Here is a 23,466-nt window from a genome sequence, read left to right as displayed (position 1 = left end):
GCGTGACGGCTGGTCCGGTGACGAGTTGACCCCGTGCCGTCGCGTGATAAACCGCCGTCAACCCCTGAGGACATGACCGATGAACCTGTTTGCCGATATCCGCGCGCTTGTGATCAACTCGCTTGAAGCCATGGTTGCCGAAGGCGCGCTGCCCGCGGGGCTTGAGATGGCGCAGGTCGCGGTCGAACCGCCGCGCGATGCGGCCCATGGCGACATGGCGACCAATGCGGCGATGGTGCTGGCCAAGCCCTCGGGAATGAAACCGCGTGACATAGCCATCGCGCTGGCCGCGCATCTGCTGGCCGATCCACGCATCGAAAGCGCCGATGTGGCGGGGCCGGGGTTTCTGAACCTGCGGCTGATGCCCGAGGTCTGGACCGGGGTGGTGACCGCGATCCTTGGTGATCCGGACTATGGCCGGTCGGATATGGGGGCAGGGCGTCGCGTGCTGGTGGAATACGTCAGCGCCAACCCCACCGGCCCGCTGCATGTGGGACACACAAGGGGCGCGGTGTTTGGCGATGCTCTGGCTTCGCTGCTGGATTATGCCGGTTGGGATGTGACGCGGGAATATTACATCAACGACGGCGGCGCGCAGGTCGATGTTCTGGCCCGGTCGGTGTACCTGCGGTATCTTGAGGCGCATGACCTGAGCGTTGACTGGCCCGAGGGCACCTATCCCGGCGATTACCTGATTGAAGTGGGCGAGGCGCTGAAGGCGAAAGTCGGCGATGCCTATGTCGACAAGGACGAACAGGTCTGGCTTCAGGATGTGCGCGAATTCTCAACTGACGCGATGATGGGCCTGATCCGTGCCGATCTGGCCCGGCTGGGCGTGGTGATGGACAGTTTTTATTCCGAGAAATCCCTGTATGGGACCGGCCTGATCGAGGCGTCGATTGATGATCTGCGCTCCAAGGGGCTGATTTATGAAGGCACGCTGGAGCCGCCCAAGGGCAAGTTGCCCGATGACTGGGAGGCGCGCGAACAGACCCTGTTCCGCTCGACCGCCCATGGCGATGACGTGGATCGCCCGGTGCAGAAACACGACGGATCCTGGACATATTTTGCGCCCGATATTGCCTATCACTTTGACAAGATTCAGCGTGGCTTTGATGAGCTGATTGATGTTCTGGGCGCCGACCATGGCGGCTATGTCAAGCGGATGAAGGCGGCAGTGGCTGCTTTGTCCGATGGCCGCGTCTCGCTGGACGTCAAGCTGACGCAACTGGTGAAACTGTACCAGAACGGCGAGCCGTTCAAGATGTCCAAACGGGCGGGAACCTTTGTCACGCTTGCCGATGTGGTCGAAGAAGTCGGCGCGGATGTCACACGGTTCACCATGCTGACGCGCAAGAACGACGCGCCGCTGGATTTCGATTTTTCCAAAGTCGTGGAACAGTCCAAGGATAACGCGGTTTTCTATGTCCAATATGCCAGTGCGCGGATCCATTCGGTCTTGCGCAAGGCGGCCGATCAGGGAGTTGATCTGACCGGCGCACCGGTGATCAGCGATGCTTCGGAGTTCGCTGTGGCGCGAAAACTGGCCGAATGGCCGCGTCTGGTCGAGATCGCTGCGCGCAACAACGAACCGCACCGGATCGCCTTTTACCTCTATGAACTGGCGTCGGATTTCCATGCCCTTTGGAACCGTGGCAGCGAACAGCATGGGGTGCGGTTCCTGCAAGACGGCGATCCTGAGGCGACTCGTGGCAAAATTGCCCTGCCGCGTGCCGTTTTCGTTGTCATTTCCGCAGGTCTTGGTATTCTGGGCGTAACGCCCGTCGAAGAAATGCGCTGATCAACAGGTGCCCGGCAGGCTAGGACGCAGGCAGTTTTAAAGAAGACATCGCGGTATTCGCGCCGTTTCTGGCGCCCGACGGTGCGAGCAGTGAGGCAAATTATGGCGGACGTTTACAACGACGCGGACCGGGATGAAGTGCCCGGGACCCGGGCGCGTGCGGTGCAATCCGCAGCGAACTGGGCCGGCGGGCTGTTGTCGCTGGGCTTGATTCTGGGCGCGGGCGTCTGGGGCTACAAGTTGTTGGTGCGGGATGTGACCGGTGTTCCGGTGGTCCGGGCGCTGGAAGGTCCGGTGCGTGTCGCGCCCGAGAACCCCGGCGGAACCAATGCCGCACATCAAGGGCTTTCGGTCAATCAGGTGGCAGCCGCGGGTCTGGCGGGCGGTCCGGCTGAGTCAGTGATCCTTGCCCCTGCGCCGCTGAATCTGGCGGCCGAGGATCTGCCGCAGCCAAAACTGCCGCGTCCGGTTCTGGATCAGGCACCACCGCCCGCAAGCGACACCGCAAGTGAAACCGCAAACGACACCGCCGACGCGCCGATCGATTTTCAAGATGTGCCCGAAGACGCGCTGGCCACCGATATGGCCGTCGCCGAGGCTCTGTCGAGCGATGATGCCGACGTTGTCCTGCCCGAACTGACCGGCGATCCGCGGGCCGACGCGCTTGCCCTGGCCGAGGCGCTGTCCGAAGGCGTCGTGCCGTTAAGCGAGCCTTCGGCGCAGCGTGACGAGGCCGGGCTGCGCCGTTCGCCCCGCCCGCCATCAAGGCCCAGCGATCTGCGACTCGCAGCGGTTGAAACCCCGGTCAACGTGGCCACCGTTTCGGCCGATATGGAAATTTCCGCCGACAGCATCCCGTCGGGCACCCGTCTGGTGCAACTGGGCGCCTTCGAATCCGCCGAGGTTGCCCGCGCCCAGTGGGACAAGATCGGTGGCCGGTTCGAGGCCTTCTTTACCGGCAAGCAGCGAGTCGTGCAGCGGGCGCAATCGGGCGGCAAGACGTTCTATCGTCTGCGCGCCATGGGGTTCGATGACCTGAGCGATGCGCGGCGGTTCTGTTCGGCCCTGATGGCCGACAAGGCCGATTGCATCCCCGTGGTGGTGCGCTGATCCATGGTGCGTGCATTCACGGTCGGGGTCGATGGTCTGGCGCTTGCGCCTGACGAAACGGCCTTCTTGCGCGATGCCGCCCCTTGGGGTGTGATCCTGTTTGCCCGCAATATCGATTCACCGCCACAGGTTGCCGCGCTTTGCGCGTCGATCCGCGAGGCGCTGGGGCGTGACGCGCCGATCATGATCGATCAGGAGGGCGGGCGGGTTCAGCGGATGGCTCCGCCGCACTGGCGCCAGTGGCTGCCACCGCTTGATCATGTTGCGGCCTCGGGCGGATCAAGCCGGGCAATGTATCTGCGCGGGTTGTTGATCGGCGATGAACTGCGCCGCGTCGGGATCGACGTGAACTGCGCGCCGACCTGCGATGTGGCGACGCCGGACACCCACCCGTTTCTGCGCAACCGGTGTTTCGGCGACAACGCCCAGATTGTCACCGCCATGGCCCGCGCGCTGTCCGACGGTCTGCTGGACGCCGGTGTCTTGCCGGTGATGAAACACATACCGGGGCACGGGCGTGGCCGGGTTGACAGCCATATCAATCTGCCGGTCAGCGACGCCGATCACGACACCCTGACGGCAAGTGATTTCGTGCCCTTCCGTGCGCTGGCCGATTTGCCCATGGCGATGACGGCACATATGCTGTTTTCCGCACTGGACGCACGCGCCGCCACTGTGTCGCCGGTATTGATCGACATCATCCGCCGTGAGATCGGCTTTGACGGCCTGCTGATGACCGATGACATCTCGATGGAGGCACTGGGCGGCAGCATCACTGAACGTGCCCTTGCGGCGCTGGATGCCGGCTGCGATCTGGTGTTGCATTGCAATGGCGATCTGCCCGAGCGCCGGGTGCTGGCCGGTGTGGTGCCCGAATTCACCCCCAAGGCCGCCGGTCGTGCCGAGAGTGCGCTTGCCAGGCGCCGCTCGCCCGCCGAGATTGACATTCCGTCTGCCGAGGCCGAACTTGCGGGCTTGATGACAGGGCTGGTCTGATGGGCGGGCTGGTGAATGGCTGACAGCGCAGAAGACGACATCATTTTCGATCCTGTCGCCGAACGGCTGGCCGCCGAGGCGCTGATTGTTGACGTTGACGGGTTCGAGGGGCCGCTCGACCTTCTGCTGACCCTGTCGCGGACGCAAAAGGTCGATCTGCGGCAGATTTCGGTGCTGGCACTGGCGCGGCAATACCTGCATTTCGTCGAGACAGCCACGGCGCTCCGCATCGAACTGGCCGCAGATTATCTGGTCATGGCGGCCTGGTTGGCATTTCTCAAGTCGCGCCTTTTGCTGCCGCCCGATCCCAAGGACGAGGGGCCATCTGGCGAAGATCTTGCCGCGCATCTGGCGTTTCAACTGGAACGGCTGGCGGCCATGCGTGACTGTGCCGCGCGGCTGATGGGCCGTGACCAGTTGGGCCGTGATTTCTTTGCCCGGGGGCAGGGCGAGGCGGTCCAGCGGGTGCGCCGGGTCGAATATACCGCGACGCTGCTGGATCTGATGCAGGCCTATGCCCGGATTCGCACCAAAGACGATTTCCGCCCCTTTGTGTTGGACCGTACCAATGTGATGACGCTGGAAGAGGCATTGGAGCGTATGCGCGGGCTGATCGGATATGCGGGCGAGTGGACTGACCTTTTGTCATATCTCCCGGATGGCTGGCAGACCGATCCGGTGCGTCGGCGCAGCGCCACGGCCAGCCATTTTGCCGCCTCGCTTGAACTGACCAAGGCAGGCAAGATCCACATTCGCCAATCCGGCCTGTACGAACCGATCCAGATCCGTGCACGGGAAATCTGATGAGTAACCGCCGCCCCGTATCCGAAGAAAGCCTGTTCGAGGCCCCGCCAATGGGCGAGCAGGAACGCATGGTCGAGGCGGTGCTGTTCGCCAGCGCCAATCCGATTACGGTGGCCGATCTGAACGCGCGAATGCCGCACGGCTGCGATGCCTCTGGCGCGCTGGACAACCTGCGCCGCCGCTATGACGGGCGCGGTGTGCAGGTGGTGAAAGTGGGCGAAGCCTGGGCCCTGCGCACGGCACCCGATCTGGGGTTTCTGATGCAGCGCGAAACCGTCGAGCTGCGCAAACTGTCACGCGCCGCAATCGAAACCCTGTCGATCGTCGCCTATCATCAGCCGGTGACACGGGCCGAGATCGAGGAAATCCGCGGTGTTTCGGTGTCGCGCGGCACCGTCGATCAATTGCTGGAACTGGAATGGATCCGGCTGGGACGCAGGCGGATGACGCCGGGGCGTCCGGTGACATTCATCGTGACGCAGGATTTTCTGGACCACTTCGGGCTGGAATCGGCACGCGATCTGCCGGGGCTGAAAGAGTTGCGCGCGGCCGGTCTGCTTGAAAACCGCCCGCCGCCGGATATCTTGTCGCAAGACGACGAGGACACCGAGGGACAGGGTGGATTGTTCGACGAGGAAACGCCCGGGTGACCCGGGCCGGGGAGAGGCGATGAACCAGTTAATCAACATGATCATGCGAATGCTCACACGGCAGGTGATGAATAAGGGCATCAACATGGGCGTCAACCGGATGGCGGGCCCGCGCAAGGCGGTCGAGGACATGACGCCCGAGGAGCGGATCGAGGCCCGCTCGGCACGCCAGAACGCCAAACGCGTGAAACAGGCGGTCCGGGTGGGGCGGCGGATCGGGCGGTTCTGACCCCGTAGCGGCGGCGCATATCGGTGCGTTGGATGCGCTCCGCGCGGGAGTATTTTTGCAAAGAAGAAATGGGGAAGGGGGCGCGGTTGGGTCTGCGATTACTCTGCGCGGAAGTGTTTCGACAGCTTCAGCCCCTGACCCTGATAGTTTGACGCGATACCGCTGCCATAGAGTGTTTCGGGCCGTTCGGACATGCGCTCATAGACCAGCCGTCCGACGATCTGACCGTGCTCCAGCACAAAAGGTGCTTCGTGACACCGCACCTCAAGCACGCCGCGCGACCCGGCGCCGCCTGCTTCGGCCCAGCCGAAACCGGGATCGAAAAATCCGGCATAATGCACCCGAAATTCGCCGGCCATGGCCAGAAACGGTGCCATCTCAGCGGCATAGCAGGGCGGAATCACAACAGATTCGCGGCTGACGAGAATATAGAACGCGCCGGGGTCCAGGATGATCCGGCCACTGGCGCTGCGCAGATCCTCCCAATACTCGGCCGGGTCGTAATGGGCGAGCTTGTCGAGATCGATCACCCCGGTGTGCGGTTTGGCACGGTAGCCGACCAGCGTTCCGGTGCGGGGTTGCAGATCGACCGAAAAGCCCAATCCGTCGTCGATCACCGCCGTGCTGTCGACCAGCGGCGTTTCGGCGTGAAGGGCGCGCAAGGCGCTGTCATCCAGCCGGGCCTGACCGGCCCGAAACCGGATCTGGTTCAGCCGCATTCCCGGGCGCACCAGCACCGAGAACGACCGGGGGCAGATTTCGGCATAGAGCGGTCCGGTATAGCCATCGGGAATCCGGTCAAATTCGGTGCCGCCGTCGGTGACCGCGCGGGTCAGGAGATCAAGCCGCCCGGTCGAGCTTTTGGCGTTTGCGACGGCCTGTATTCCTGTGGGCAGGGCCAGATGCTCCATCAGCGGAACGACATAGACACAGCCCTTTTCCAGAACCGCGCCGCCCGTCAGATCGACCTTGTGCATCGCGAAATCTTCGAGCCGCTGCGCCACCGTGGCGCCGGCGCCGGTCAGAAAGGAGGCGCGCACACGCCAAGCCACAGACCCGAGTCGCAGGTCAAGGGATGCGGGCTGTATCTGTTCATCGATAATGTCGGGGGTCGCGGTGATTGCGCCATCGGAAATCATCCGGCGCAAGGATTGCGAGGGCAGAACGCCAGTCATATCGGCCCCCGGTTTGGGTGGTTCAGCAATGGTAGGGCTGTTGGTCGGGCTAGCAGGACTCGAACCTGCGACCTTCCGTCCCCCAGACGGACGCGCTACCAGACTGCGCTATAGCCCGACTGCTGGTGCTTTTAACCGATCCGTTCCCGGTGGCAAGGGCCGATCGGTGTAGATCCGGGAACTATTCGTCGAATCACCGGGAACCCATGCGTGCGCTGAGATCGGCAAGGCGGGCGACCAGCGGGCGCAGTGTGTCCGCCCTCTCGGTCAGCCGGTCACGGGGGATGGTGCGCAGGCGGTCGAGGGCCCCGGAGAGGGTAAACGGGGCTGAGTCGGGCTCTGCGTCGCTGGGAGGCACTGCGGGGGCGGGCGATTCGACCGAAAGATTCGGCACGGCGGACTCCGGCATGGAAATCCCCGGCCCGGGCGGTTCAGTCGGAGTCGGTGCAAACAGGGCGAGATCAGATTCGACCGGATCAGTTTCTGCCGTGTCAGGGTCTGCGGTTTCAGATCCGGACGCGTCCGGATGCGCGCGTGGATCATCGGGATCGTCGACGAAGGGCCAGCGGTTCAGTGATTCTTCGGACTGCGGCTCTGGCGTCCGGCCTAAGCCGCGCAGTTCGCGGTCAAAGGCCACGACCTCGGCGGTTTCGGGCTGAAGCGGCACGTCGACAGCCATCGGGCTTTCATCGTCACTGTCGTCGGGAACCGCGGAGGCGGAGACGGGCGTGATATCGCGCGCCGCACGGACGGGTTGCAGAATGGGCGCGGCCGGCGGCCCGTCAACAGCATGGGACAGGTCCGAGACATGCCGGACCCCGTCATCGCGCAGTATTTTCTGGACCCCGCGGATGGTCAGCCCATCTTCGTGGAGTAACTTCTTGATACCGCCCAGTAATTCCATATCGGCGGGACGGTAATAGCGCCGCCCGCCCGCACGTTTAACGGGTTTGACCTGCGTGAACCGGCTCTCCCAAAACCGCAGAACATGGGTCGGAACGTCCAGCCATTCGGCGACTTCGCTTATCGTGCGAAAGGCATCGGGCGATTTTACCACAGGTTCCTACCGTTTGTTGCCGTCCGCCACGCGATCACGCATCAGGTGCGAGGGGCGAAAGGTGAGAACGCGGCGGGGGTGAATTGGCACCTCTTCGCCGGTCTTGGGATTGCGCCCGACACGGGCTGATTTTTCGCGCACCGAGAACGTACCGAAAGATGAAATCTTGACGGACTCACCATTGGCAAGGGCGTCGGACATATGGCCCAGAACGCTCTCCACCAGTTGTGCGGATTCATTGCGGCTCAGCCCGACTTCCCGGAACACCGCTTCGCTCAGGTCCATCCGAGTCAAAGTCTTGTCGCTCATTCTGGTTTCTCCCCCGTTTTGACAAACATGGCGGCTGCATGAAAACAAGTCAATCGCAATGACTTGGGCGATGGTGTGAACGTCTGGTCTTAACCTTGCGGGGGGTGTTGTCTCTGATGTCCGGGGGGCTGGCGGGAAAGCGGCCGCAGATTTGGGCGCTTACCAACGCAGGATGACCGAACCCCAGGCGAGCCCGCCCCCGATTGCCTCGGTCGCAAGCAGATGACCCTCGCGGATTTGGCCGCGCTGTTTGCCGACGGAAAGGGCCAGAGGGATCGACGCAGCCGAGGTGTTGCCATGGTCCTGAACGGTCAGAATGACCTTTTCCAGCGGCAGACCCATTTTTTGCGCCGTGCTGCGGATGATCCGCAGGTTGGCCTGATGCGGTACCATCCAGTCAACATCTTCATTGCTCAGCCCGGCGCGGGCCAAGGCGCGGTGAGCGGTATCTGCCAGTTTTTCGACGGCGTGACGGAACACTTCCTTGCCTTCCATCCGCAGATGGCCGGTCTTGCCGGTGGATACGCCGCCGTCAACGTAAAGCGCTGCCCTGTGTCGCCCGTCGGAATGCAGATCGGTCGACAGGATGCCACGGTCGGTATTCGCGCCGGTTCCGGTTGCTTTTTCCAACACCAATGCGCCGGCGCCATCGCCGAACAGCACGCAGGTGCTTCGATCGGTCCAGTCCATCAGCCGCGAAAAGGTTTCTGCGCCGATGATCAGCACCCGTTCGGCCTGCCCGGACAGAATCAGAGCATTGGCATTCGCCAGTGCAAAGACGAATCCGGCACAGACGGCCTGAATGTCGAAGGCGAAACCGTGAGTCATGCCAAGGTTGGCCTGCACCATCGTTGCCGCCGACGGAAAGGTCAGATCGGCGGTCGAGGTGGCAAGGATGATCGCATCGATATCGTCGGGCCCCATTCCGGCATCGTCCAGCGCGGCGCGGGCGGCGCGGGTGGCCATCTCAGAGGTGGTTTGTCCCTCAGCAGCAAAATGGCGCCTCTCGATTCCGCTGCGCGAACGGATCCAGGCATCCGACGTGTCGATCGTCGCTTCGAATTCGGCGTTTTCGACAACCCGGTCGGGAAGATAATGACCAACCCCTCGGACAACCGCACGCGTGGTCATGTCGTCTCCTCGTTTTCGGGATTGGTAGCGAACTCTTGCCGGTGCGCCATGCCCTGCGCCACTCGCGCGGCCAGCTTTCGGTTGAAACCGTTCTGCGCCAGTTTGAACGACAGCTTGATCGCCGCCGACACGCCGGTTGCGTCGGCGCTGCCGTGAGATTTGACCACCGTGCCGTTCAGGCCAAGGAAGACGCCACCGTTCACCTGACGTGGATCAATGCGCTTTTGCAGCCGCTTGAGAGATCTGAGCGCCAGCAAGGCCGCGACGCGGGACAGAATGGTGTGGCCGAAGACTTCGCGCAGGAGTTCGCGAATCAGGGTGGCAGTGCCTTCGCCAGTTTTCAGCGCGACATTGCCGGTGAAACCGTCGGTGACAATCACATCCACCCGGTCACTGGGGATATCGCCGCCTTCGACAAAGCCGACAAAGTCGAAATCGCCCGAGGGTGCAGCAGCAGAGATCAGTTCATGGGCGGCCTTCAGTTCGGCGCGTCCCTTGTGTTCTTCGGTGCCGACATTCAGCAACCCGATGCGCGGCATTGTCAGGCCCAGACCATTGCGGGCAAAAGAGGCGCCCATCATCGCATATTGCAACAGATCGTCCTGATCGGCGCGAATATCGGCGCCCACGTCCAGCATGAGATTGAACCCGCCGGGATTTCGCGACGGCCAGAGACAGGCGATGGCGGGGCGGTTTACCCCTTCCATCTTGCGCAGGCGCAGCATGCTGACAGCCATCAGCGCGCCGGTATTGCCGCAGGACACGGCCACGTCGGCTTCGCCGTTGCGCACAGCTTCGATCGTCGACCACATCGACGTATCCTTGCCGTGCCGCATGACCTGACTTGGCTTGTCCTCCATCGACACGACACCCGGGGTGTCGCGGATGTCGCAGCGGTCGCTTAGCCCGTGGCGGGCGACAAGCGGCTGCAACACGTCGCGTACGCCGTGCAGGATAAAGCCGATATCGGGATTCTTGTCGGCCGACATCGCCATGCCTTCGACGACCGCCTTCGGCCCCTGATCGCCGCCCATCCCGTCGACCGAGATGATCGTGCGTCCCGGGGCCTTAGGGTCCGGAGCGTCGTCCGGCGGCGGGGTGGGTGCGTTCTGAGGCATCTTGCGCGGCGGGGCCGGGCGCGGAGAGTGACGCGGGCTTATGCCGCGTCTTCGTCCAGATCGACCTCAGCCGCCTGCGCGATGACTTCACGCTCGGCATAGTGACCGCATGCACCGCAGACGTGATGCGGACGCTTGAGTTCGCCGCAGTTCGGGCACTCGGCAGGATTTCCTGGCGTCAGGAAGTCGTGCGAACGACGCATGTTGCGGCGGGATTTCGTAATCTTATTCTGTGGGACGGCCATGTCTAACCTCGGGTGTCGGGCCCGAGGCAACCCGGGCGTCTGAAATGGTTCTTTGTGCTCCCGGGGCACTACGCGCTTACGGCGCGGCGTTCAAGCCCCGCTTGGGCAGCACCGGAAAAGAGCGTAAACATTATCGCGAACACACAGCAATGCAAGTGGATTCGGGCGCGGACTCAGTCTTGCTTGTCGGGTTTGCCTGCCATCGCGTCGCGCAATCCGGCGAAAGGGCGGGCGTCTTCGTCCTGCATCGGGACGCGACCCGGCTCGGTGAAGACGGCGGTTCCGAGTTCGACACCTTCGGCACGGGGAAAGTCGGGCAGGGCCAACGCCAGCGATTCGACCATGACGGCGCCAAGATCGAGCGTTGCGGGCAGCGGCTCGATGTTGTCATCGCCCGACATTTCGGTTTCGCCGCCTTCCGGCAGGTCAGGCAGCTCGGCCATGTAATAGCGGATGACCTGAGTATCGATCCGGCTGGTCACAGGGGCCAGCGTCACCACACAGGGCTGTACTCCCGTGGCGCCCAAAGTGGCCGAAAGCGCCCAATCCTGCCTACCCTGAGGCGTCAGAGTGCCGGAAAAGCGCAATTTGCGGAGCGCATCGATTCCCAGTGCCGCGGCAATTCCCTTGCGGGTGGCGGCGTCGGGGACCAATTCAAAGGATGTGGCGCGTCGTTTCGCCAGATCGGCAAGACGCACGGGATGGGACCAGATTTCAGAGGTTTCGGCCATGGCACTTTCGATTCTTGAACAGCGGGCAGCGAAACTGTAGTCCTTAAGGCGACAAGTTAAAAGCAGAGCAGGGGCGGCACATGGGTTACAGGGCCGGGAGCATCAAAGCCGGGGGCAATCGGGCCGGGAATAATCGGGCCGGAACGGTTGTGCGGGCGACAGCCATGCTGATGGTGCTGGCCGTTGCGGGCTGCACGTCGGTCTATCGCAATCACGGCTATGTCCCGAATGACGAGGATCTGGCAGAAATCTCGGTGGGGGCTGATACGCGCGACACGGTTGCGGCTGCGGTGGGTCGTCCGGCATCGACCGGGGTTCTGGATGTCGGCGGCTGGTATTACGTCCAGAGCCGTTTTCGCCATTTCGCATATCGCGCGCCGGAAGAAACCGAACGGCAGGTTCTGGCCATTTCCTTCACCCCGGACGGAACGGTGGAGAACATCGAGCGCTTCGGTCTGCAAGACGGGCGCGTTGTCGTCCTGTCTCGCCGGGTGACCGACAGCAACGTCAAGGGCGTTGGCTTTCTGCAGCAGTTGTTTGGCAACATCGGCAACCTGAATGCCGGAGAGTTCATCGACTGACGTCGTCGCCTCGGCGTCAACTCCACCTTCCGACTTTGTCCTAAGCCTAGTATCCCGGGGCGAAGTCAGCCTATTTTCAGGCTGTAAAAACCCAGCGCACCCAGACAGCGACGCAGCAGATCGGCTGCGCGTCTGTCCGGCCCACCGCTTTGATGCATCGCGAACAGATTCCCCGACAGCAAGGCCGCCGCGCGCCAATGCCCAGCGGGCCGTGGCAGCGCGTCCTGCGTCCTCTGTGCGGGTGTATCTCCGAGGGGCGAGGCGATGCAGCACAGCGAAAGCCCCGGCGCTTCGGGATCGTGGCCATGGCATGAAAGACCAACCCCGCGGGCTCCGGTGCCCGATTAAAAGTTCGGCATTGTTCATTCGCATCAGCCGACGGTTGCGAAGTCAAATCGGGTTACCCAACCACTGGCGGACTAATTAAAACAGGTTTATTGGCCGTTTCCGGATTGGTGAAGAAACTCGCTGTGCCGCACGAAAAATCACGCGGCACAGCGTTTTGGTCATGTCTTTGGCTTGAATTCGAGCGCGACGCCATTCAGGCAATATCGCAGGCCCGTCGGTTGCGGGCCGTCCGGAAATACATGCCCAAGGTGTGCGGCGCAGCGGTTGCAGTGTACTTCGGTCCGGGTCGCAAACCATGAACGATCGGTTTCCTCACCCACCATTTCGGGGTTGGACGGTTTCCAGAAGCTGGGCCAGCCGGTGCCGCTGTCGAACTTGTGCGCCTGATCGAACAGGCTCTCTCCGCAGCAGGCACAGGCGAATTCGCCGGCTTCCTTTGGAAAGTTGTCATGGGAAAAAGCGCGTTCGGTGCCATGTTTGCGCGTCACCTTATACGCCAGTTCCGACAGTTGCGCCTGCCATTCGGCATCGGTCTTTTCAATTTTGTCCATTGTCTTGTCCATTGCGTTCTCCGGTTCCTTGGGCGCTTGTCGCGCGCCCGGTGTTAGAGCATATCTAGGGTGTTTAAGCGTGGTATCCAAGCCGGAGGAGGGCAGGGCGCATGACGATCCTTGCCCGAGGCCGGCTTACCGTCCGGCTTGCCGCGACGCCTGCTGATCTTGCCGCCGTGCTGCGATTGCGCGGCTTGTGCTTTCGCGGCGACAGTTCGGCCGATGACCGTGACGGATTCGATCAGGCCTGTGAACATGTCCTGATCGAAGATGCTGCGGGCGCGGTGGTCTGCTGTTTTCGGGTGCAGGAACTGACGGCCGGGGCGATCGGTGCCAGTTATGCGGCGCAGTTCTATGGGCTGGAGCCGCTGGCGGGATTTACCGGGCGGTTGCTGGAATTGGGACGATTCTGCATCCATCCCGGCGCTCCAGACCCCGATATCCTGCGCCTGGCCTGGGGCGCGCTGACCCGGCGGGTTGACCGCGGCGGGATCGGTCTTTTGTTCGGCTGTTCGTCATTTCCTGGCACTGATGCCGATAGCTATCGCAATGTTTTCAAGACGCTGGCCGCAAAGCATCAAGCGCCTGCCGCCCTTGCCCCGCTGGTCCGCGCGCCCGAGGTCGTGTCGCTTGCCGCTGTGCCATCCCGTTCGGGGCCACTTGCGGGGCCACTTGTGGGGACAGCTGCGGGGGCTGTCGCAGAGGCGGATTTCGGAACGGTGCAACGTGGCATGCCGCCGTTGCTGCGGACCTATCTGATGATGGGCGGATGGGTCGGCGATCATGCGGTGATCGACCGGGATCTTGCCACGCTGCATGTGTTCACCGGACTTGAAATCGCCAAGGTGCCCGCAGCGCGGGCGCGCCTGCTGCGGGCAGTAGCGGGCTGAAAACACCGGCAGCGCGGGAGATGACGGCGGATGCCTCCGGCGGGAGTATTTTTGCAAAGAAGAAGCCGGGCGCGAGTGGCAGCGATCTTGGTCGGGGGTGGTTGCCCCAGTTGACGTTTCGCTCTGGGCGGCTTAGCAGGCGGCCATGGCACGCGCACCCCTCTTACAACTCTCTGATATTTCTCTGACCTTCGGAGGCGATCCGGTGTTTTCCGGGCTTGACCTTGTGGTACAGCCAAACGACCGGGTGGCGCTGGTTGGCCGCAACGGTTCGGGAAAATCCACCCTGATGAAGGTGATGGCCGGGCTGGTCGAGCCGGATTCCGGCAACCGCACGGTTTCGCCCGGTGTCGGCGTCGGATATATGGAGCAAGAGCCCGAGATGGCCGGTTTCGCCACTCTGGGCGATTTTGCCTCGAGCGGTCTTGACCCGTCCGAATCTTACCGGGTCGAAATGGTGGCTGAAGGGTTGAAGTTCGATCCGTCGCGCGCCGTATCCGTGGCGTCGGGCGGTGAACGACGCCGCGCCGCGCTGGCCAAGCTGCTGGCGGAAGCGCCGGGGCTTATGCTTTTGGACGAGCCGACGAATCACCTGGACATTGAAGCGATTGGTTGGCTTGAGGCCGAACTGGCTACAACGCGGACCGCGTTCATTCTGATCAGCCACGACAGGGCGTTCCTGAAAGCGCTGACCCGCGCCACCCTTTGGATCGACCGGGGACAGGTACGACGGCAGGAAAAGGGTTTCGATGCTTTCGAGGCATGGCGCGATACCCTTTGGGAAGAAGAAGATAGCCAGCGTCACAAGCTGAACCGCAAGATCAAGGCCGAGGCGAGATGGGCCGTCGAGGGCATATCGGCCCGGCGCAAGCGCAATCAGGGCCGGGTGCGCGCGCTGGCCGATCTGCGTGCCCAGCGGTCGGATCAGATCCGCCGGCAAGGCACGGCAGCCATGGCTTTGGATGCAGGTCCGGCCAGCGGCAAGCGGGTGATCGAGGCCACGGGTATTTCAAAGACTTACGGGGACAAGTTGATCCTTGCGCCATTCGATCTGCGGATTTTGCGCGGCGACCGGATTGCCTTTGTCGGGCCGAACGGTGTCGGCAAGACCACGCTGTTGAAGATGCTGATTGGCGAACTTGAACCTGACACGGGCATGGTAAAGGCCGGCACCAATCTGGAGCTGGCGGTGTTCGATCAGAACCGTGAACAATTGATGGGCGATCTTTCGCTCTGGGAGAATCTGACTGGCGATCCGCAGATCGGGATCTCGGGCAAGGCGGATCAGGTGATGGTGCGCGGCACTCCGCGTCATGTTGTCGGATATCTCAAGGATTTTCTGTTCACCGAAGATCAGGCACGCGCACCGGTGCGGACGCTTTCGGGCGGTGAAAAGGCGCGGCTTATGCTCGCGCGGATCATGGCGCGGCAGAGCAATGTTCTGGTGCTGGACGAACCGACCAACGATCTGGATGTCGAAACGCTGGACCTGTTGCAGGATTTGCTGGCCGATTATGACGGCACAGTCCTTTTGGTCAGCCACGATCGTGATTTCCTTGATCGGGTGGCCGATACGACCATCGCGATGGAAGGGGACGGGCGCGCCGTGACCTATGCCGGCGGCTGGTCGGATTACCGCGCCCAGCGGGGCAAGGACGATGCTGTTGTCGCAGAGGCGGCACAGAACCGCCCGGTTGGAAAACCCGAATCACAGCGCGAGTCCGCCAAGTCGGGTTTATCGTTCACCGAAACCCACCGGCTGAATGTGTTGCCCGACGAAATCGCGCGGATCGAGGCTGAGATTTCGAAGCTGGAACAGCTTTTGATGGACGCTGATCTGTTCACCCGCGAGCCGGTCAAGTTCAACAAGGCGACCGAAGCATTGATAGCGCGGCAGGAAAAGCTCGCTGCGGCAGAATCTGAATGGTTGTTGCTTGAGGAAAAGGATCAGCCATAGAAAAAGGCGCCGGGTTTCCCCGACGCCTTGCTGATCTGAACTCACTCAGACCGTTCTTACTTACTTCGAATTATCTTCAAAGATGCGCTTGGTCTGGATTGCGACCAGTTCGGAAGTGGTGTGGTCGGTTGCATTCAGACCAAGGGACGCGGCCAGTTGGACCTTGCCTGGCGAAGTGCTTTGCTGATCATTGCTGGTGGCGTTCTGTGAAGATCCCGAACGCAGGGCGATCAATACGGTGTCGCCTTCTTCAACTGCGTTTTGCAGAAGGATGGCCCGGTTGGTCGCGCTGACATCGGTACCGCTTGTCGATACGCGTACGCCTTTGTCTTGAGCCAGAATGAATGCTGTGGTGGCACGGCCTTGTGCGCCGCCATTTTCACGAGCCTGCTCCAGGCGGATCAACTGGCTGCGCGACAGGGCGCCGGGTGCGACGTCCAGCGAGCGGGCCAACTGTGCATCGCCGGCGCTGACGGATTGAGCCACGGCGGGCAGGGCTGCGGCTCCGGTTGCGGCAACGGCGAGGGCGGCGATAAATGCGTTCAGTTTCATGGTTCTAATCCTTTAAGTCGGCTCCGCGTGATTGCGGAAGAGATTGAATGTCGCGGCGGTGTGTCGTTCCCGCCGGCTCTGTTGAACAAGTGGGTTGCGCAGCGGCGAACGAAAGCCAAGGAATGATCCATGGGACTGTGCGTGTGCGCACATCACAAAAGTGACAGAAAAGAGTGCCGGAGAAGGGTGTCTGCCTGACCCGATAATACCCCGAAAACCGGGGTTTTTTGGCGGTGCCAAGTCAATCAGCCGGGGCTGTTGTAACGAAAATCGTTGGGGCAGGGCCTGAATGTTACAGGAAAAAGATTTTGGCGCCGCGCGTTAAACTGCCCAGAAAATCCATCTGAAACAGTTTGTTACGCTGGCGTGACCGCGCGTGTGGTCGCGTGACCGGATGTTGCAGTTTCGGTGTAGGTTCGGTGGGTGTCAGCCGCGAAAGCCAGTCGCCACGACGAATTTCTCGGAACTGTCTGCCCGGCTGGCGGGCGGTTTGACATTGACGACTTTTGTAAACTTCAGTTTCAGCAGCCGTTGCAGATCGCCCTCGGCTCCACCGGCCAGAACCTTGGCCACAAAAGTCCCGCCGGGTTCCAGAACGTCAAAGGCGAAATGCGCGGCAGCGTCGCACAGAGCGATGATGCGCAGGTGATCGGTCTGCTTGTGCCCCGAGGATGAGGCGGCCATGTCCGACATCACCACATCGGCGCGTCCGTCCAGCCATTCCTTGACTTGTTCATCCGCGCCCTCAGCCATGAAATCGAGCTGGTGCAGCTCGCATCCCGCGATCGGCTCCATTTCTTGCAGATCGATCCCGAGAACCCGACCGATCTTTCGACCTGACCTGTCGCCAAGAGCGTTGACCCGGCGTGCCGCCACCTGGCACCAGCCGCCGGGCGCACAGCCCAGATCGACAATCCGCGCGCCGGACACGAGAAATCCATACTTGTCGTCAAGTTCGAGGATCTTGAATGCCGCCCGCCCGCGATAGCCCATTGTGTTGGCTTTTTTCACATAGGGATCATTCAGTTGCCGCTGCAGCCAGAGTGTCGAGGACAGCTTGCGCCCCCGCGCCGTCTTGACCTTGATGGTCAGATCGCGCTGGCCACGTCCGCTGTTGTTCTTTTCGCTGGGCGCTTTGCCGGGGTTTTTCGTCATGATCGCTTCCTGTCTGGCTCCCGCCTTGTACACTGGCGGCGGGAAAAGAACCATGGGTGCAAGCCGTGCCCGACCCGGGGTCAGGGCAACCGGCCGGGGCTCACGACACCTGCAGGTCATAGGCCGGATTGCTCTGGGTAGATTCGATGCCGCGCTGGGGAAAGCCGAGTCCGGGCAGGGGTGTGTCGCAGGTCAGATGGAAGATGTCGGAGCACCACTGTCCGATGTTTACCCAGATGTCCGGCCCAGGGCAATTGTCCAGACTGCCGCAGGGATTCGAAGAGTCCCGACCGCCACAGACCGAATTGTCCGATCTCTGCCGCCCCTGCACCTGTCCGTGCGGGTGGATATGGGTGATGTTGCCAGTCTGAAGCATCAGAGCAAACACAAGGTTGCGGCCCGCGCGGATCATTTCTTTGGATATGCGCTGCGCCGGGTCGGGGAGATCGCCGTGGGGAAAGCGTCCGGCGAATTCGATGTCGATTCCCCGCCCGCGCCCGGCGCTGCCCGAACGGTAATCCTCGACGTCGTGGGTGTAATAGATGATGCCGTTTTGCAGCACCACGAAATGTGCGCTTATCCTGTCGACGCGATGCTCGCCAGAACCGGAGGACAGCCAGCCCTGATTGCGATCGTCAAGAAACGTCGAGCCGGTGGTCTGGTGCAATACGATTGCGCGCAGGTCGGATGTGTGGCGGCGTGCGAGACGCGGGCGCACATTGCGTCCCCTGCGGTCGATCAGGCCGTTGCATGAAATATCCATTGGTTTTTCTCCACTTGCTTGATGAGGCGCGCTGCGCGGGGAAGTGAACCAATCGGATTCTATGCCGAATTGCGATGATGGAAAGTCGGCAAAACCCGACCTGCGCACCCCATAATACAGGAATCGGTCTCAAGTCGGGCGTGGCTGCGACCCGAAATCCAAGGTGCGATCCAGATCGGCGCAGCCCTTTGTCGGGACAGGTGTTCTGTCTGCGAAATAGGGTGCCCATGGGATTGCGCCACGGTGGACCGCGCTCCCTTGGTCTTATCGTCCAGCAGAAACCCACAGTCGCACCGGTGAGCATCCCACGCCTTGTAGCGGAAAATTACCGTGCCAGCACCAGATCCGCGCGCAGTCCGCCCAGCCGCTCGGACCGGTCGAGCCGAAGCGTTCCGCCGTGCTGGCGTGCGATGTCCAGCGCGATCGACAGGCCCAAACCGACGCTGCCACCGACATTCTGGCTGCGTGCATCGTCCAGTCGGGTAAAGGGCTGCATCGCACGTTCGCGCGCCTCGGGGACGATGCCCGGGCCGTCATCCTCGACAGTAAAGACCACCGCGCGCTCGCTGATCTGGCAGGACAGTTCAATTCGGGTGCCGTGGCGCACGGCGTTGTTCACAAGGTTGTCCAGCGCGCGGCGCAGGGCCATCGGGCGCAGCATCACCGGCGTCGTTACCGCTGGCCCGATCACGCACACCCGGTGGCCCGCACGTCCGGCCCCCTCGGCAGCGGCCTCCAGCAGATCGGCGGGAACCACCTGTTCGAGGTCATCCAGCGAATCAAGGCGCGCAAAGTCGAGAAACGTGTCCAGCATCGCTTCCATGTCCCGCACGTCGCCCAACAGCTCGGCGGTGTCGGGCCCATCGTCCAGCATCGACAGCCCCAGTTTAAGCCGGGTCAGGGGCGTGCGCAGATCGTGGCTGACACCCGACAGCATCACGGTACGCTGTTCGATCTGCCGTTCGATCCTGTTGCGCATACCCAGAAACGCACTGCCTGCGGCCCGCACCTCGGTCGCGCCGGACGGGCGATAGGGCACGGAATGTCCGCGCCCAAACGCCTGCGCCGCCTCGGCCAGTCGCCGGATCGGCCGAATCTGATTGCGCAGGAACAGAAAGGCGATCACCGACATCAAAAAGCCGACGCCGGTCATCAGCACCAGCAATTGATGCGGATTGGACGCTGACATGCGCGAGCGCGGAAACTCCAGCCCCAACGGCCCCGGCGCGGTGTTCAGCGTCAGATGCACCTGCTTTTTGTCGCGGATTAGATCGATCCCTGTCACGCCGGGCAGGTCTTGCCGCAGGGTGGCGATGATGATCCGTCCCGACAGGTCATAGAAACGCCGACGATCCGCAACGACCGGGGCCGGGTCGGGCATCGACATATCGACGCGCAGCGCATCGGCTAGCGCAATCACACCCGCCGGCACACCGGTGCTCTGGTCAGACTCGATCTGCTCCTGAATGTAGCGCAGTTCCAGCGCGACATTCCGGCTCATCTGTTCGGTGACATCCTGATAGTGCCGCTGGACAAACACGACCGAGACAACAAGCTGGATCGAGATGATCGGCGTCAGCAGGATCAGGGCTGCCCGTCCATAGAGCGACCGCGGGGCATAGCGTTTGAGCCAGGAAAATGTCATGCCAGTTAAGTATCGCAGGGGCCGGGGCCGCGAAAGGGACGAATGGAAAATCCGCAAGACTTTGATCCGGTCCCGGGCGAAAGCGTCGTGCTGTGCGAGGGGCTGCGCCGGGTACTGGCGCCCAATCCGTCACCGATGACGTTTCGCGGCACCAATACCTATATTCTCGGACAGGGGCGGGTGGCGGTGATCGATCCCGGGCCTGAGAATCCCGCGCATCTGGCCGCGCTGCATCGGGCGTTGCGGGGAGAAACCGTCAGCCATATCTTTGTAACACACGCACATCTCGATCACTCCCCCCTTGCGCGGCGTCTGGCCCGCGACACCGGCGCGCCGGTGCTGGCCTTTGGCGGGGCAGGGGCAGGGCGCAGCTCATTGATGTCCGATCTGGCGGCGCGCGGGCTCAGCGGTGGCGGCGAAGGGGTGGACACTGCCTTTACTCCCGATATCCGTCTGGCCGACGGTGAAACGGTGCAGGGGGATGGCTGGTCAGTGAACGCGCTGCACACGCCGGGACACATGGCCAACCACATCGCACTGTCTTGGGGTGACGTCCTGTTCAGCGGAGATCATGTGATGGGCTGGTCCACATCGCTGGTTTCTCCGCCCGACGGCGATCTGGCCGCATTCATCGCATCGTGCCAGCGGTTGCAGCGTCTGTCCCACCGGGTCATCCACCCGGGCCACGGCGCCCCGGTGACCGACCCCGCGGCCCGCCTGTCCGCATTGATTGCCCATCGGCAGGCGCGCACCCTACAGATCCGCGCGGCGTTGGAATCAGGGGCGCGCAGCATCACGCAAGTGCGCGCGGCCGTATATGCCGACCTGCCACCTCATCTGTTCGCGGCAGCAGAGCGGAATATATTTGCTCATCTCATTGATCTGGCGGCTGGAAACCTGGTTCACGCCCTACCGGAGCTATCAATCCACGCAGATTTTCAACCAGTTCAGAAAAACTGACAAATCCCACTGGACGCCCGTCGCCCACATTGTTATGACCCGCCTCATGGTCCGGCGTAGCTCAGCGGTAGAGCAGTTGACTGTTAATCAATTGGTCGTAGGTTCGATCCCTACCGCCGGAGCCATATAGTTCTGTAAGTAGCTGCTCTGCAGGCGGTATCCACTGCACGCAGGCCGTTGATCCGCCGGAAGCCCAGCCCGCCATCGAGGCGCGGCTCCAGCAGCCCCTTGCTGGAGCCTGCGACAACGCATGTTTAGCCCACGGGCGTCACATCATAAGCGCCTTGCGAACCAGTGCTTCTTTGCCCTGATACTTGGAAATATCAATGCCGCGGTCGGCCAGAGATTCCTTCAGTTCGGCTTCGCTCAACGCTTCAATGGCTTGTTCCGTCATCCTCATGAAGTTGATTTTTCGCTTCAGCGCTGGGTTGGTCTCACCAAAAAAGCTCCGATTCTCAAAGGCAAATTCATCCGCGTATTTGGTCATGAAGTGGGACAGGAACGTATTGATGCTCCTGCGAACCCGCGGGTCATGCGTCATCAGGTCTTGCGAGGCGTCAAGCGTGTCGAGCATCAGTTGCGACCACCGCTCGGCGCCTTTTTCGTTCATCAACTGCATGGCGTTGTGCGTGTGATGGAAGTTCAACCGGAATTCTGCCCCGTGATAGTATGGCCCACCGCCCATCACATCGATCCACATGGACGCTTGGGTGTTGATGTGGTGGCCGATGCCGCCGACCCGCGCAAAAACCGATGTGAACCATTCTTCATCCGTAAAGACCCGCTCATAGAATCTTTGCACGATCCCTACGATTGGGTCCTGACCGAGAACCGAGTAAAGCTGCCAGAACTGAATGGGCTTGGAGATATCGCTCGGTGCCGTCAGTGATACAATTTCCGGCATGTGGTGGGCATCGACCGGCAGAAATTTCTTCTCGATTGCAGCCGCTATGTAATCCAATTGAATTTTTTCCGACATGTAGCCATGGCGGGTTGGATATTTCGGGAGATCGAATTTCGTCATGGATTGCTCCCTTTCGGTTACTTGGCGTTTGCTGTCGGATTGATCTACGTCTGCACTGGTCGTCGTCGCAGGACAGGGCACTTAAGTATTGAATGAACGGGTTTCAATCGACATCGGATTTTGCAACCAACACTGCGAACGGGTGGCAGAACGGGCCGTGTAGCTTTTGCGCGCACAAGTCCCCCTCCTTTGGGCGCGCTTGGACCCATCGCCACACTTTATGTCTTCCGACCAGTGGACGTCGCACTTCAATCTGGAGGTTGCGTATCTGGCAGTCTCGGCGACGCGGAAAGACGGCGTGAATCGGATCAGCCACTATATTTCGGAACTGTGAACGCGATCATCCTTATGGAATTCCGGGCGCGGCACCTACCGTTATCGCGTTTCAATCCGGCAGTGGCGCAAGGAACAGATCGCTCAGGGGGGTGCCCAACAGCGGCTGGCGTGGGAGGTTCATGAAGTCGCGCGGTGTGGTTGTGGCGGCCATCAATGCGTCCTGCGGCGACAACCCGACATTGGCCACCAGACGCACCACCGACGTTTGCAGATCGATATGCGCGCCGGCAAGTGCGCCCCGGGCATTGATCAGCCGACCCTTCTGGACCCGGATCGTTTCGCCATAGATTTCAAAGTGATCCGGCCCTGCGATGGTCGACATTGCATCCGAAACCAACACCATTCGCCCGGGCTGCGGGCGCGCACGCCAGCAGAGTGCGACCATCCGGTCGTCCACATGATGCCCGTCGGCGATGATGCCGCAATATGCGGTGCTGTTGAGCGCAACCGCCGCGATGCCCGGCGCCCGCGAGGTCATTGGCGGCATCGCGTTGAACAAATGGGTGAACCCGCGAAGGCCTTCGCTGAGCGCCAGTTCGGCCTGCTCGGCTGTGGCCGCGCTGTGCCCGGCGGAAACCGTCACACCCATTCGGGTGAGATCGGCGATTGTTCCGGGGGCCAGAAGTTCGGGCGCCACGGTGAACAGCACCGGCAGGCCGTGGTTGCGCAACCGCTCCAGCAGGTTGCGGGTGCGGGTGTCGAACGGGCGGATGCGGGCCGGATCGTGGGTGCCCTTGCGCGCGACGTTGATGTGTGGGCCTTCGATATGGATGCCCAGAACGCCGTTCTTACCGTGTTCGGCCAGCACCGCATCGGCGGCGCGTTCGGTTATGTCGGGCAGATCGGTAATGACTGTGGGCAGAATGAAATGCGTGCCGACCGACCGGTGCGCGGCGGCGATGGTGCGCACTCCCTGCGGCGTGGGATCATTGTTCAGCATGACGCCGCCACCGCCGTTGACCTGCACGTCAAACAACCCCGGCGCGAGGATCGCAGCGACAGGTTCGGCCGTGGTGCCGTCGGGCAGGGCCGACAGATGGCGGCGGGCGATCACCACGTCATCCTCGATACCGATGGCCACATCACGCAGCATGGTTTCGCCGTCGAATACGGCACGGGGCAGTATCCAGCGCATCATGCCACCTCTAACAGGTTGAGGGCCGGGGTGCTTTGTATATCAGCCGAGACAAATGTGGCCTGTTGTTCCAAGGGCTGCGCGCGTTGCACCACGCCGGGGGCAAAGAATTGTTCGATCATATCACGCACCCGGACAATGAAATCGGCAGGTTTCATGCCAGCGTATCCGCCGAACAGACCGAAGCAAGTGCAACCCTCTTTCCGGCGCGGT

General features: G+C 62.0%; 25 protein-coding genes and 2 tRNA genes. 11 read left to right on the top strand and 16 right to left on the bottom strand.

Features of this window, described 5'->3' with window-relative positions:
- Positions 1–79 precede the first annotated feature (79 nt).
- From argS to FQ320_RS06415, 6 genes are all read left to right on the top strand, one after another.
- Entirely contained in the window at positions 80–1,801 is a 1,722-nt protein-coding gene (argS, locus tag FQ320_RS06440; RefSeq protein WP_148470887.1) for an arginine--tRNA ligase, read from the top strand.
- Between the two features lie 102 nt (positions 1,802–1,903).
- Positions 1,904–2,911 (top strand): SPOR domain-containing protein, encoded by a 1,008-nt coding sequence (locus FQ320_RS06435; protein WP_148470885.1) that lies wholly within the window; start codon positions 1,904–1,906, stop codon positions 2,909–2,911.
- A 3-nt stretch (positions 2,912–2,914) separates the two neighbouring features.
- Positions 2,915–3,907: a beta-N-acetylhexosaminidase gene (gene nagZ / locus FQ320_RS06430; RefSeq protein WP_148470883.1), complete on the top strand. Its 993-nt coding sequence runs from the start codon at positions 2,915–2,917 to the stop codon at positions 3,905–3,907.
- 15 nt (positions 3,908–3,922) lie between these two features.
- Positions 3,923–4,711, top strand: a complete 789-nt coding sequence (locus tag FQ320_RS06425; protein ID WP_148470880.1) for a ScpA family protein — start codon at positions 3,923–3,925, stop codon at positions 4,709–4,711.
- Positions 4,711–5,361, top strand: coding sequence for an SMC-Scp complex subunit ScpB (scpB, locus tag FQ320_RS06420; protein ID WP_148470879.1), 651 nt, complete (start codon positions 4,711–4,713; stop codon positions 5,359–5,361). Before FQ320_RS06425 ends, scpB begins: the two co-directional genes overlap by 1 nt.
- Positions 5,362–5,380: 19 nt before the next feature.
- Complete coding sequence (locus FQ320_RS06415; protein ID WP_148470877.1) at positions 5,381–5,590, top strand: hypothetical protein; 210 nt, start codon at positions 5,381–5,383, stop codon at positions 5,588–5,590.
- A 98-nt stretch (positions 5,591–5,688) separates the two neighbouring features.
- Here the strand turns inward: FQ320_RS06415 and FQ320_RS06410 are convergent, their stop codons facing one another.
- The 8 genes from FQ320_RS06410 to FQ320_RS06375 all read right to left on the bottom strand — a co-directional run bounded on the left by FQ320_RS06410 (position 5,689) and on the right by FQ320_RS06375 (position 11,356).
- A complete protein-coding gene (locus tag FQ320_RS06410; protein WP_148470875.1) occupies positions 5,689–6,765 on the bottom strand; it encodes a 2'-deoxycytidine 5'-triphosphate deaminase in 1,077 nt (358 codons plus the stop codon).
- 41 nt (positions 6,766–6,806) lie between these two features.
- Positions 6,807–6,883, bottom strand: a tRNA-Pro gene (locus tag FQ320_RS06405).
- A gap of 75 nt (positions 6,884–6,958) precedes the next feature.
- Positions 6,959–7,822, bottom strand: a complete 864-nt coding sequence (locus FQ320_RS26315; RefSeq protein WP_255509393.1) for a MerR family transcriptional regulator — start codon at positions 7,820–7,822, stop codon at positions 6,959–6,961.
- A 6-nt stretch (positions 7,823–7,828) separates the two neighbouring features.
- Entirely contained in the window at positions 7,829–8,131 is a 303-nt protein-coding gene (gene ihfA / locus FQ320_RS06395; RefSeq protein WP_148470873.1) for an integration host factor subunit alpha, read from the bottom strand.
- Positions 8,132–8,290: 159 nt separating this feature from the next.
- Positions 8,291–9,262, bottom strand: a complete 972-nt coding sequence (locus FQ320_RS06390; protein WP_148470871.1) for a beta-ketoacyl-ACP synthase III — start codon at positions 9,260–9,262, stop codon at positions 8,291–8,293.
- Positions 9,259–10,380 (bottom strand): phosphate acyltransferase PlsX, encoded by a 1,122-nt coding sequence (gene plsX / locus FQ320_RS06385; protein ID WP_148470869.1) that lies wholly within the window; start codon positions 10,378–10,380, stop codon positions 9,259–9,261. Before plsX ends, FQ320_RS06390 begins: the two co-directional genes overlap by 4 nt.
- A 38-nt stretch (positions 10,381–10,418) precedes the next feature.
- Entirely contained in the window at positions 10,419–10,625 is a 207-nt protein-coding gene (gene rpmF / locus FQ320_RS06380) for a 50S ribosomal protein L32 (protein ID WP_148470867.1), read from the bottom strand.
- Positions 10,626–10,798: 173 nt separating this feature from the next.
- Complete coding sequence (locus tag FQ320_RS06375) at positions 10,799–11,356, bottom strand: DUF177 domain-containing protein (protein ID WP_148470865.1); 558 nt, start codon at positions 11,354–11,356, stop codon at positions 10,799–10,801.
- An 80-nt stretch (positions 11,357–11,436) separates the two neighbouring features.
- Between FQ320_RS06375 and FQ320_RS06370 the strand changes: the two genes are divergently transcribed.
- Positions 11,437–11,937, top strand: a complete 501-nt coding sequence (locus tag FQ320_RS06370) for an outer membrane protein assembly factor BamE (RefSeq protein WP_255509392.1) — start codon at positions 11,437–11,439, stop codon at positions 11,935–11,937.
- 506 nt (positions 11,938–12,443) lie between these two features.
- Here FQ320_RS06370 and msrB read toward each other — a convergent pair.
- Positions 12,444–12,836, bottom strand: coding sequence for a peptide-methionine (R)-S-oxide reductase MsrB (gene msrB, locus FQ320_RS06365; protein ID WP_148471101.1), 393 nt, complete (start codon positions 12,834–12,836; stop codon positions 12,444–12,446).
- 110 nt (positions 12,837–12,946) lie between these two features.
- On the opposite strand from msrB, the gene FQ320_RS06360 reads away from it, so the two are divergent.
- Complete coding sequence (locus FQ320_RS06360; protein ID WP_148470863.1) at positions 12,947–13,726, top strand: GNAT family N-acetyltransferase; 780 nt, start codon at positions 12,947–12,949, stop codon at positions 13,724–13,726.
- A gap of 145 nt (positions 13,727–13,871) precedes the next feature.
- Positions 13,872–15,683 carry an ABC-F family ATP-binding cassette domain-containing protein gene (locus tag FQ320_RS06355; protein WP_148470861.1) on the top strand — a complete coding sequence of 604 codons (1,812 nt, stop codon included), beginning with the start codon at positions 13,872–13,874 and terminating at the stop codon, positions 15,681–15,683.
- Between the two features lie 60 nt (positions 15,684–15,743).
- On the opposite strand, the gene FQ320_RS06350 is transcribed toward FQ320_RS06355, so the two are convergent.
- The 4 genes from FQ320_RS06350 to FQ320_RS06335 form a co-directional block, all read right to left on the bottom strand.
- A complete protein-coding gene (locus FQ320_RS06350; protein WP_148470859.1) occupies positions 15,744–16,235 on the bottom strand; it encodes a hypothetical protein in 492 nt (163 codons plus the stop codon).
- Positions 16,236–16,661: 426 nt separating this feature from the next.
- Positions 16,662–17,390, bottom strand: coding sequence for an RlmE family RNA methyltransferase (locus FQ320_RS06345; RefSeq protein ID WP_148470857.1), 729 nt, complete (start codon positions 17,388–17,390; stop codon positions 16,662–16,664).
- Positions 17,391–17,490: 100 nt separating this feature from the next.
- Positions 17,491–18,153 carry an N-acetylmuramoyl-L-alanine amidase gene (locus tag FQ320_RS06340; protein ID WP_148470855.1) on the bottom strand — a complete coding sequence of 221 codons (663 nt, stop codon included), beginning with the start codon at positions 18,151–18,153 and terminating at the stop codon, positions 17,491–17,493.
- Positions 18,154–18,478: 325 nt separating this feature from the next.
- Positions 18,479–19,798, bottom strand: coding sequence for an ATP-binding protein (locus FQ320_RS06335; protein WP_148470853.1), 1,320 nt, complete (start codon positions 19,796–19,798; stop codon positions 18,479–18,481).
- 42 nt (positions 19,799–19,840) lie between these two features.
- On the opposite strand from FQ320_RS06335, the gene FQ320_RS06330 reads away from it, so the two are divergent.
- Both FQ320_RS06330 and FQ320_RS06325 read left to right on the top strand, forming a co-directional pair.
- Entirely contained in the window at positions 19,841–20,758 is a 918-nt protein-coding gene (locus FQ320_RS06330) for an MBL fold metallo-hydrolase (RefSeq protein ID WP_148470851.1), read from the top strand.
- 50 nt (positions 20,759–20,808) lie between these two features.
- Positions 20,809–20,883, top strand: a tRNA-Asn gene (locus FQ320_RS06325).
- Positions 20,884–21,026: 143 nt separating this feature from the next.
- Here FQ320_RS06325 and FQ320_RS06320 read toward each other — a convergent pair.
- The 3 genes from FQ320_RS06320 to FQ320_RS25555 all read right to left on the bottom strand — a co-directional run bounded on the left by FQ320_RS06320 (position 21,027) and on the right by FQ320_RS25555 (position 23,411).
- Positions 21,027–21,782 carry a hypothetical protein gene (locus tag FQ320_RS06320; RefSeq protein WP_148470849.1) on the bottom strand — a complete coding sequence of 252 codons (756 nt, stop codon included), beginning with the start codon at positions 21,780–21,782 and terminating at the stop codon, positions 21,027–21,029.
- Positions 21,783–22,167: 385 nt separating this feature from the next.
- Positions 22,168–23,253, bottom strand: coding sequence for an N-acetylglucosamine-6-phosphate deacetylase (locus tag FQ320_RS06315; protein ID WP_187393793.1), 1,086 nt, complete (start codon positions 23,251–23,253; stop codon positions 22,168–22,170).
- Positions 23,253–23,411, bottom strand: coding sequence for a hypothetical protein (locus FQ320_RS25555; RefSeq protein ID WP_187393792.1), 159 nt, complete (start codon positions 23,409–23,411; stop codon positions 23,253–23,255). The genes FQ320_RS06315 and FQ320_RS25555 overlap by 1 nt, the downstream gene beginning before the upstream one ends.
- Positions 23,412–23,466: the final 55 nt, after the last annotated feature.

The organism is Oceaniovalibus sp. ACAM 378, assembly GCF_008085915.1.
Taxonomy (GTDB): Bacteria; Pseudomonadota; Alphaproteobacteria; order Rhodobacterales; family Rhodobacteraceae; genus Oceaniglobus.
Note: the sequence above shows the minus strand (reverse complement) of the source record. Positions and strands in the feature narration are given on the sequence as shown.

Bases quoted from the DNA above. Each gene is read 5' to 3' on its own strand.
- argS (WP_148470887.1), top strand. From the start codon at position 80: ATGAACCTGTTTGCCGATATCCGCGCGCTTGTGATCAACTCGCTTGAA.
- FQ320_RS06435 (WP_148470885.1), top strand. From the start codon at position 1,904: ATGGCGGACGTTTACAACGACGCGGACCGGGATGAAGTGCCCGGGACC.
- nagZ (WP_148470883.1), top strand. From the start codon at position 2,915: ATGGTGCGTGCATTCACGGTCGGGGTCGATGGTCTGGCGCTTGCGCCT.
- FQ320_RS06425 (WP_148470880.1), top strand. From the start codon at position 3,923: ATGGCTGACAGCGCAGAAGACGACATCATTTTCGATCCTGTCGCCGAA.
- scpB (WP_148470879.1), top strand. From the start codon at position 4,711: ATGAGTAACCGCCGCCCCGTATCCGAAGAAAGCCTGTTCGAGGCCCCG.
- FQ320_RS06415 (WP_148470877.1), top strand. From the start codon at position 5,381: ATGAACCAGTTAATCAACATGATCATGCGAATGCTCACACGGCAGGTG.
- FQ320_RS06410 (WP_148470875.1), bottom strand. From the start codon at position 6,765: ATGACTGGCGTTCTGCCCTCGCAATCCTTGCGCCGGATGATTTCCGAT.
- ihfA (WP_148470873.1), bottom strand. From the start codon at position 8,131: ATGAGCGACAAGACTTTGACTCGGATGGACCTGAGCGAAGCGGTGTTC.
- FQ320_RS06390 (WP_148470871.1), bottom strand. From the start codon at position 9,262: ATGACCACGCGTGCGGTTGTCCGAGGGGTTGGTCATTATCTTCCCGAC.
- plsX (WP_148470869.1), bottom strand. From the start codon at position 10,380: ATGCCTCAGAACGCACCCACCCCGCCGCCGGACGACGCTCCGGACCCT.
- rpmF (WP_148470867.1), bottom strand. From the start codon at position 10,625: ATGGCCGTCCCACAGAATAAGATTACGAAATCCCGCCGCAACATGCGT.
- FQ320_RS06375 (WP_148470865.1), bottom strand. From the start codon at position 11,356: ATGGCCGAAACCTCTGAAATCTGGTCCCATCCCGTGCGTCTTGCCGAT.
- FQ320_RS06370 (WP_255509392.1), top strand. From the start codon at position 11,437: ATGGGTTACAGGGCCGGGAGCATCAAAGCCGGGGGCAATCGGGCCGGG.
- msrB (WP_148471101.1), bottom strand. From the start codon at position 12,836: ATGGACAAAATTGAAAAGACCGATGCCGAATGGCAGGCGCAACTGTCG.
- FQ320_RS06360 (WP_148470863.1), top strand. From the start codon at position 12,947: ATGACGATCCTTGCCCGAGGCCGGCTTACCGTCCGGCTTGCCGCGACG.
- FQ320_RS06355 (WP_148470861.1), top strand. From the start codon at position 13,872: ATGGCACGCGCACCCCTCTTACAACTCTCTGATATTTCTCTGACCTTC.
- FQ320_RS06350 (WP_148470859.1), bottom strand. From the start codon at position 16,235: ATGAAACTGAACGCATTTATCGCCGCCCTCGCCGTTGCCGCAACCGGA.
- FQ320_RS06345 (WP_148470857.1), bottom strand. From the start codon at position 17,390: ATGACGAAAAACCCCGGCAAAGCGCCCAGCGAAAAGAACAACAGCGGA.
- FQ320_RS06340 (WP_148470855.1), bottom strand. From the start codon at position 18,153: ATGGATATTTCATGCAACGGCCTGATCGACCGCAGGGGACGCAATGTG.
- FQ320_RS06335 (WP_148470853.1), bottom strand. From the start codon at position 19,798: ATGACATTTTCCTGGCTCAAACGCTATGCCCCGCGGTCGCTCTATGGA.
- FQ320_RS06330 (WP_148470851.1), top strand. From the start codon at position 19,841: ATGGAAAATCCGCAAGACTTTGATCCGGTCCCGGGCGAAAGCGTCGTG.
- FQ320_RS06320 (WP_148470849.1), bottom strand. From the start codon at position 21,782: ATGACGAAATTCGATCTCCCGAAATATCCAACCCGCCATGGCTACATG.
- FQ320_RS06315 (WP_187393793.1), bottom strand. From the start codon at position 23,253: ATGCGCTGGATACTGCCCCGTGCCGTATTCGACGGCGAAACCATGCTG.
- FQ320_RS25555 (WP_187393792.1), bottom strand. From the start codon at position 23,411: ATGAAACCTGCCGATTTCATTGTCCGGGTGCGTGATATGATCGAACAA.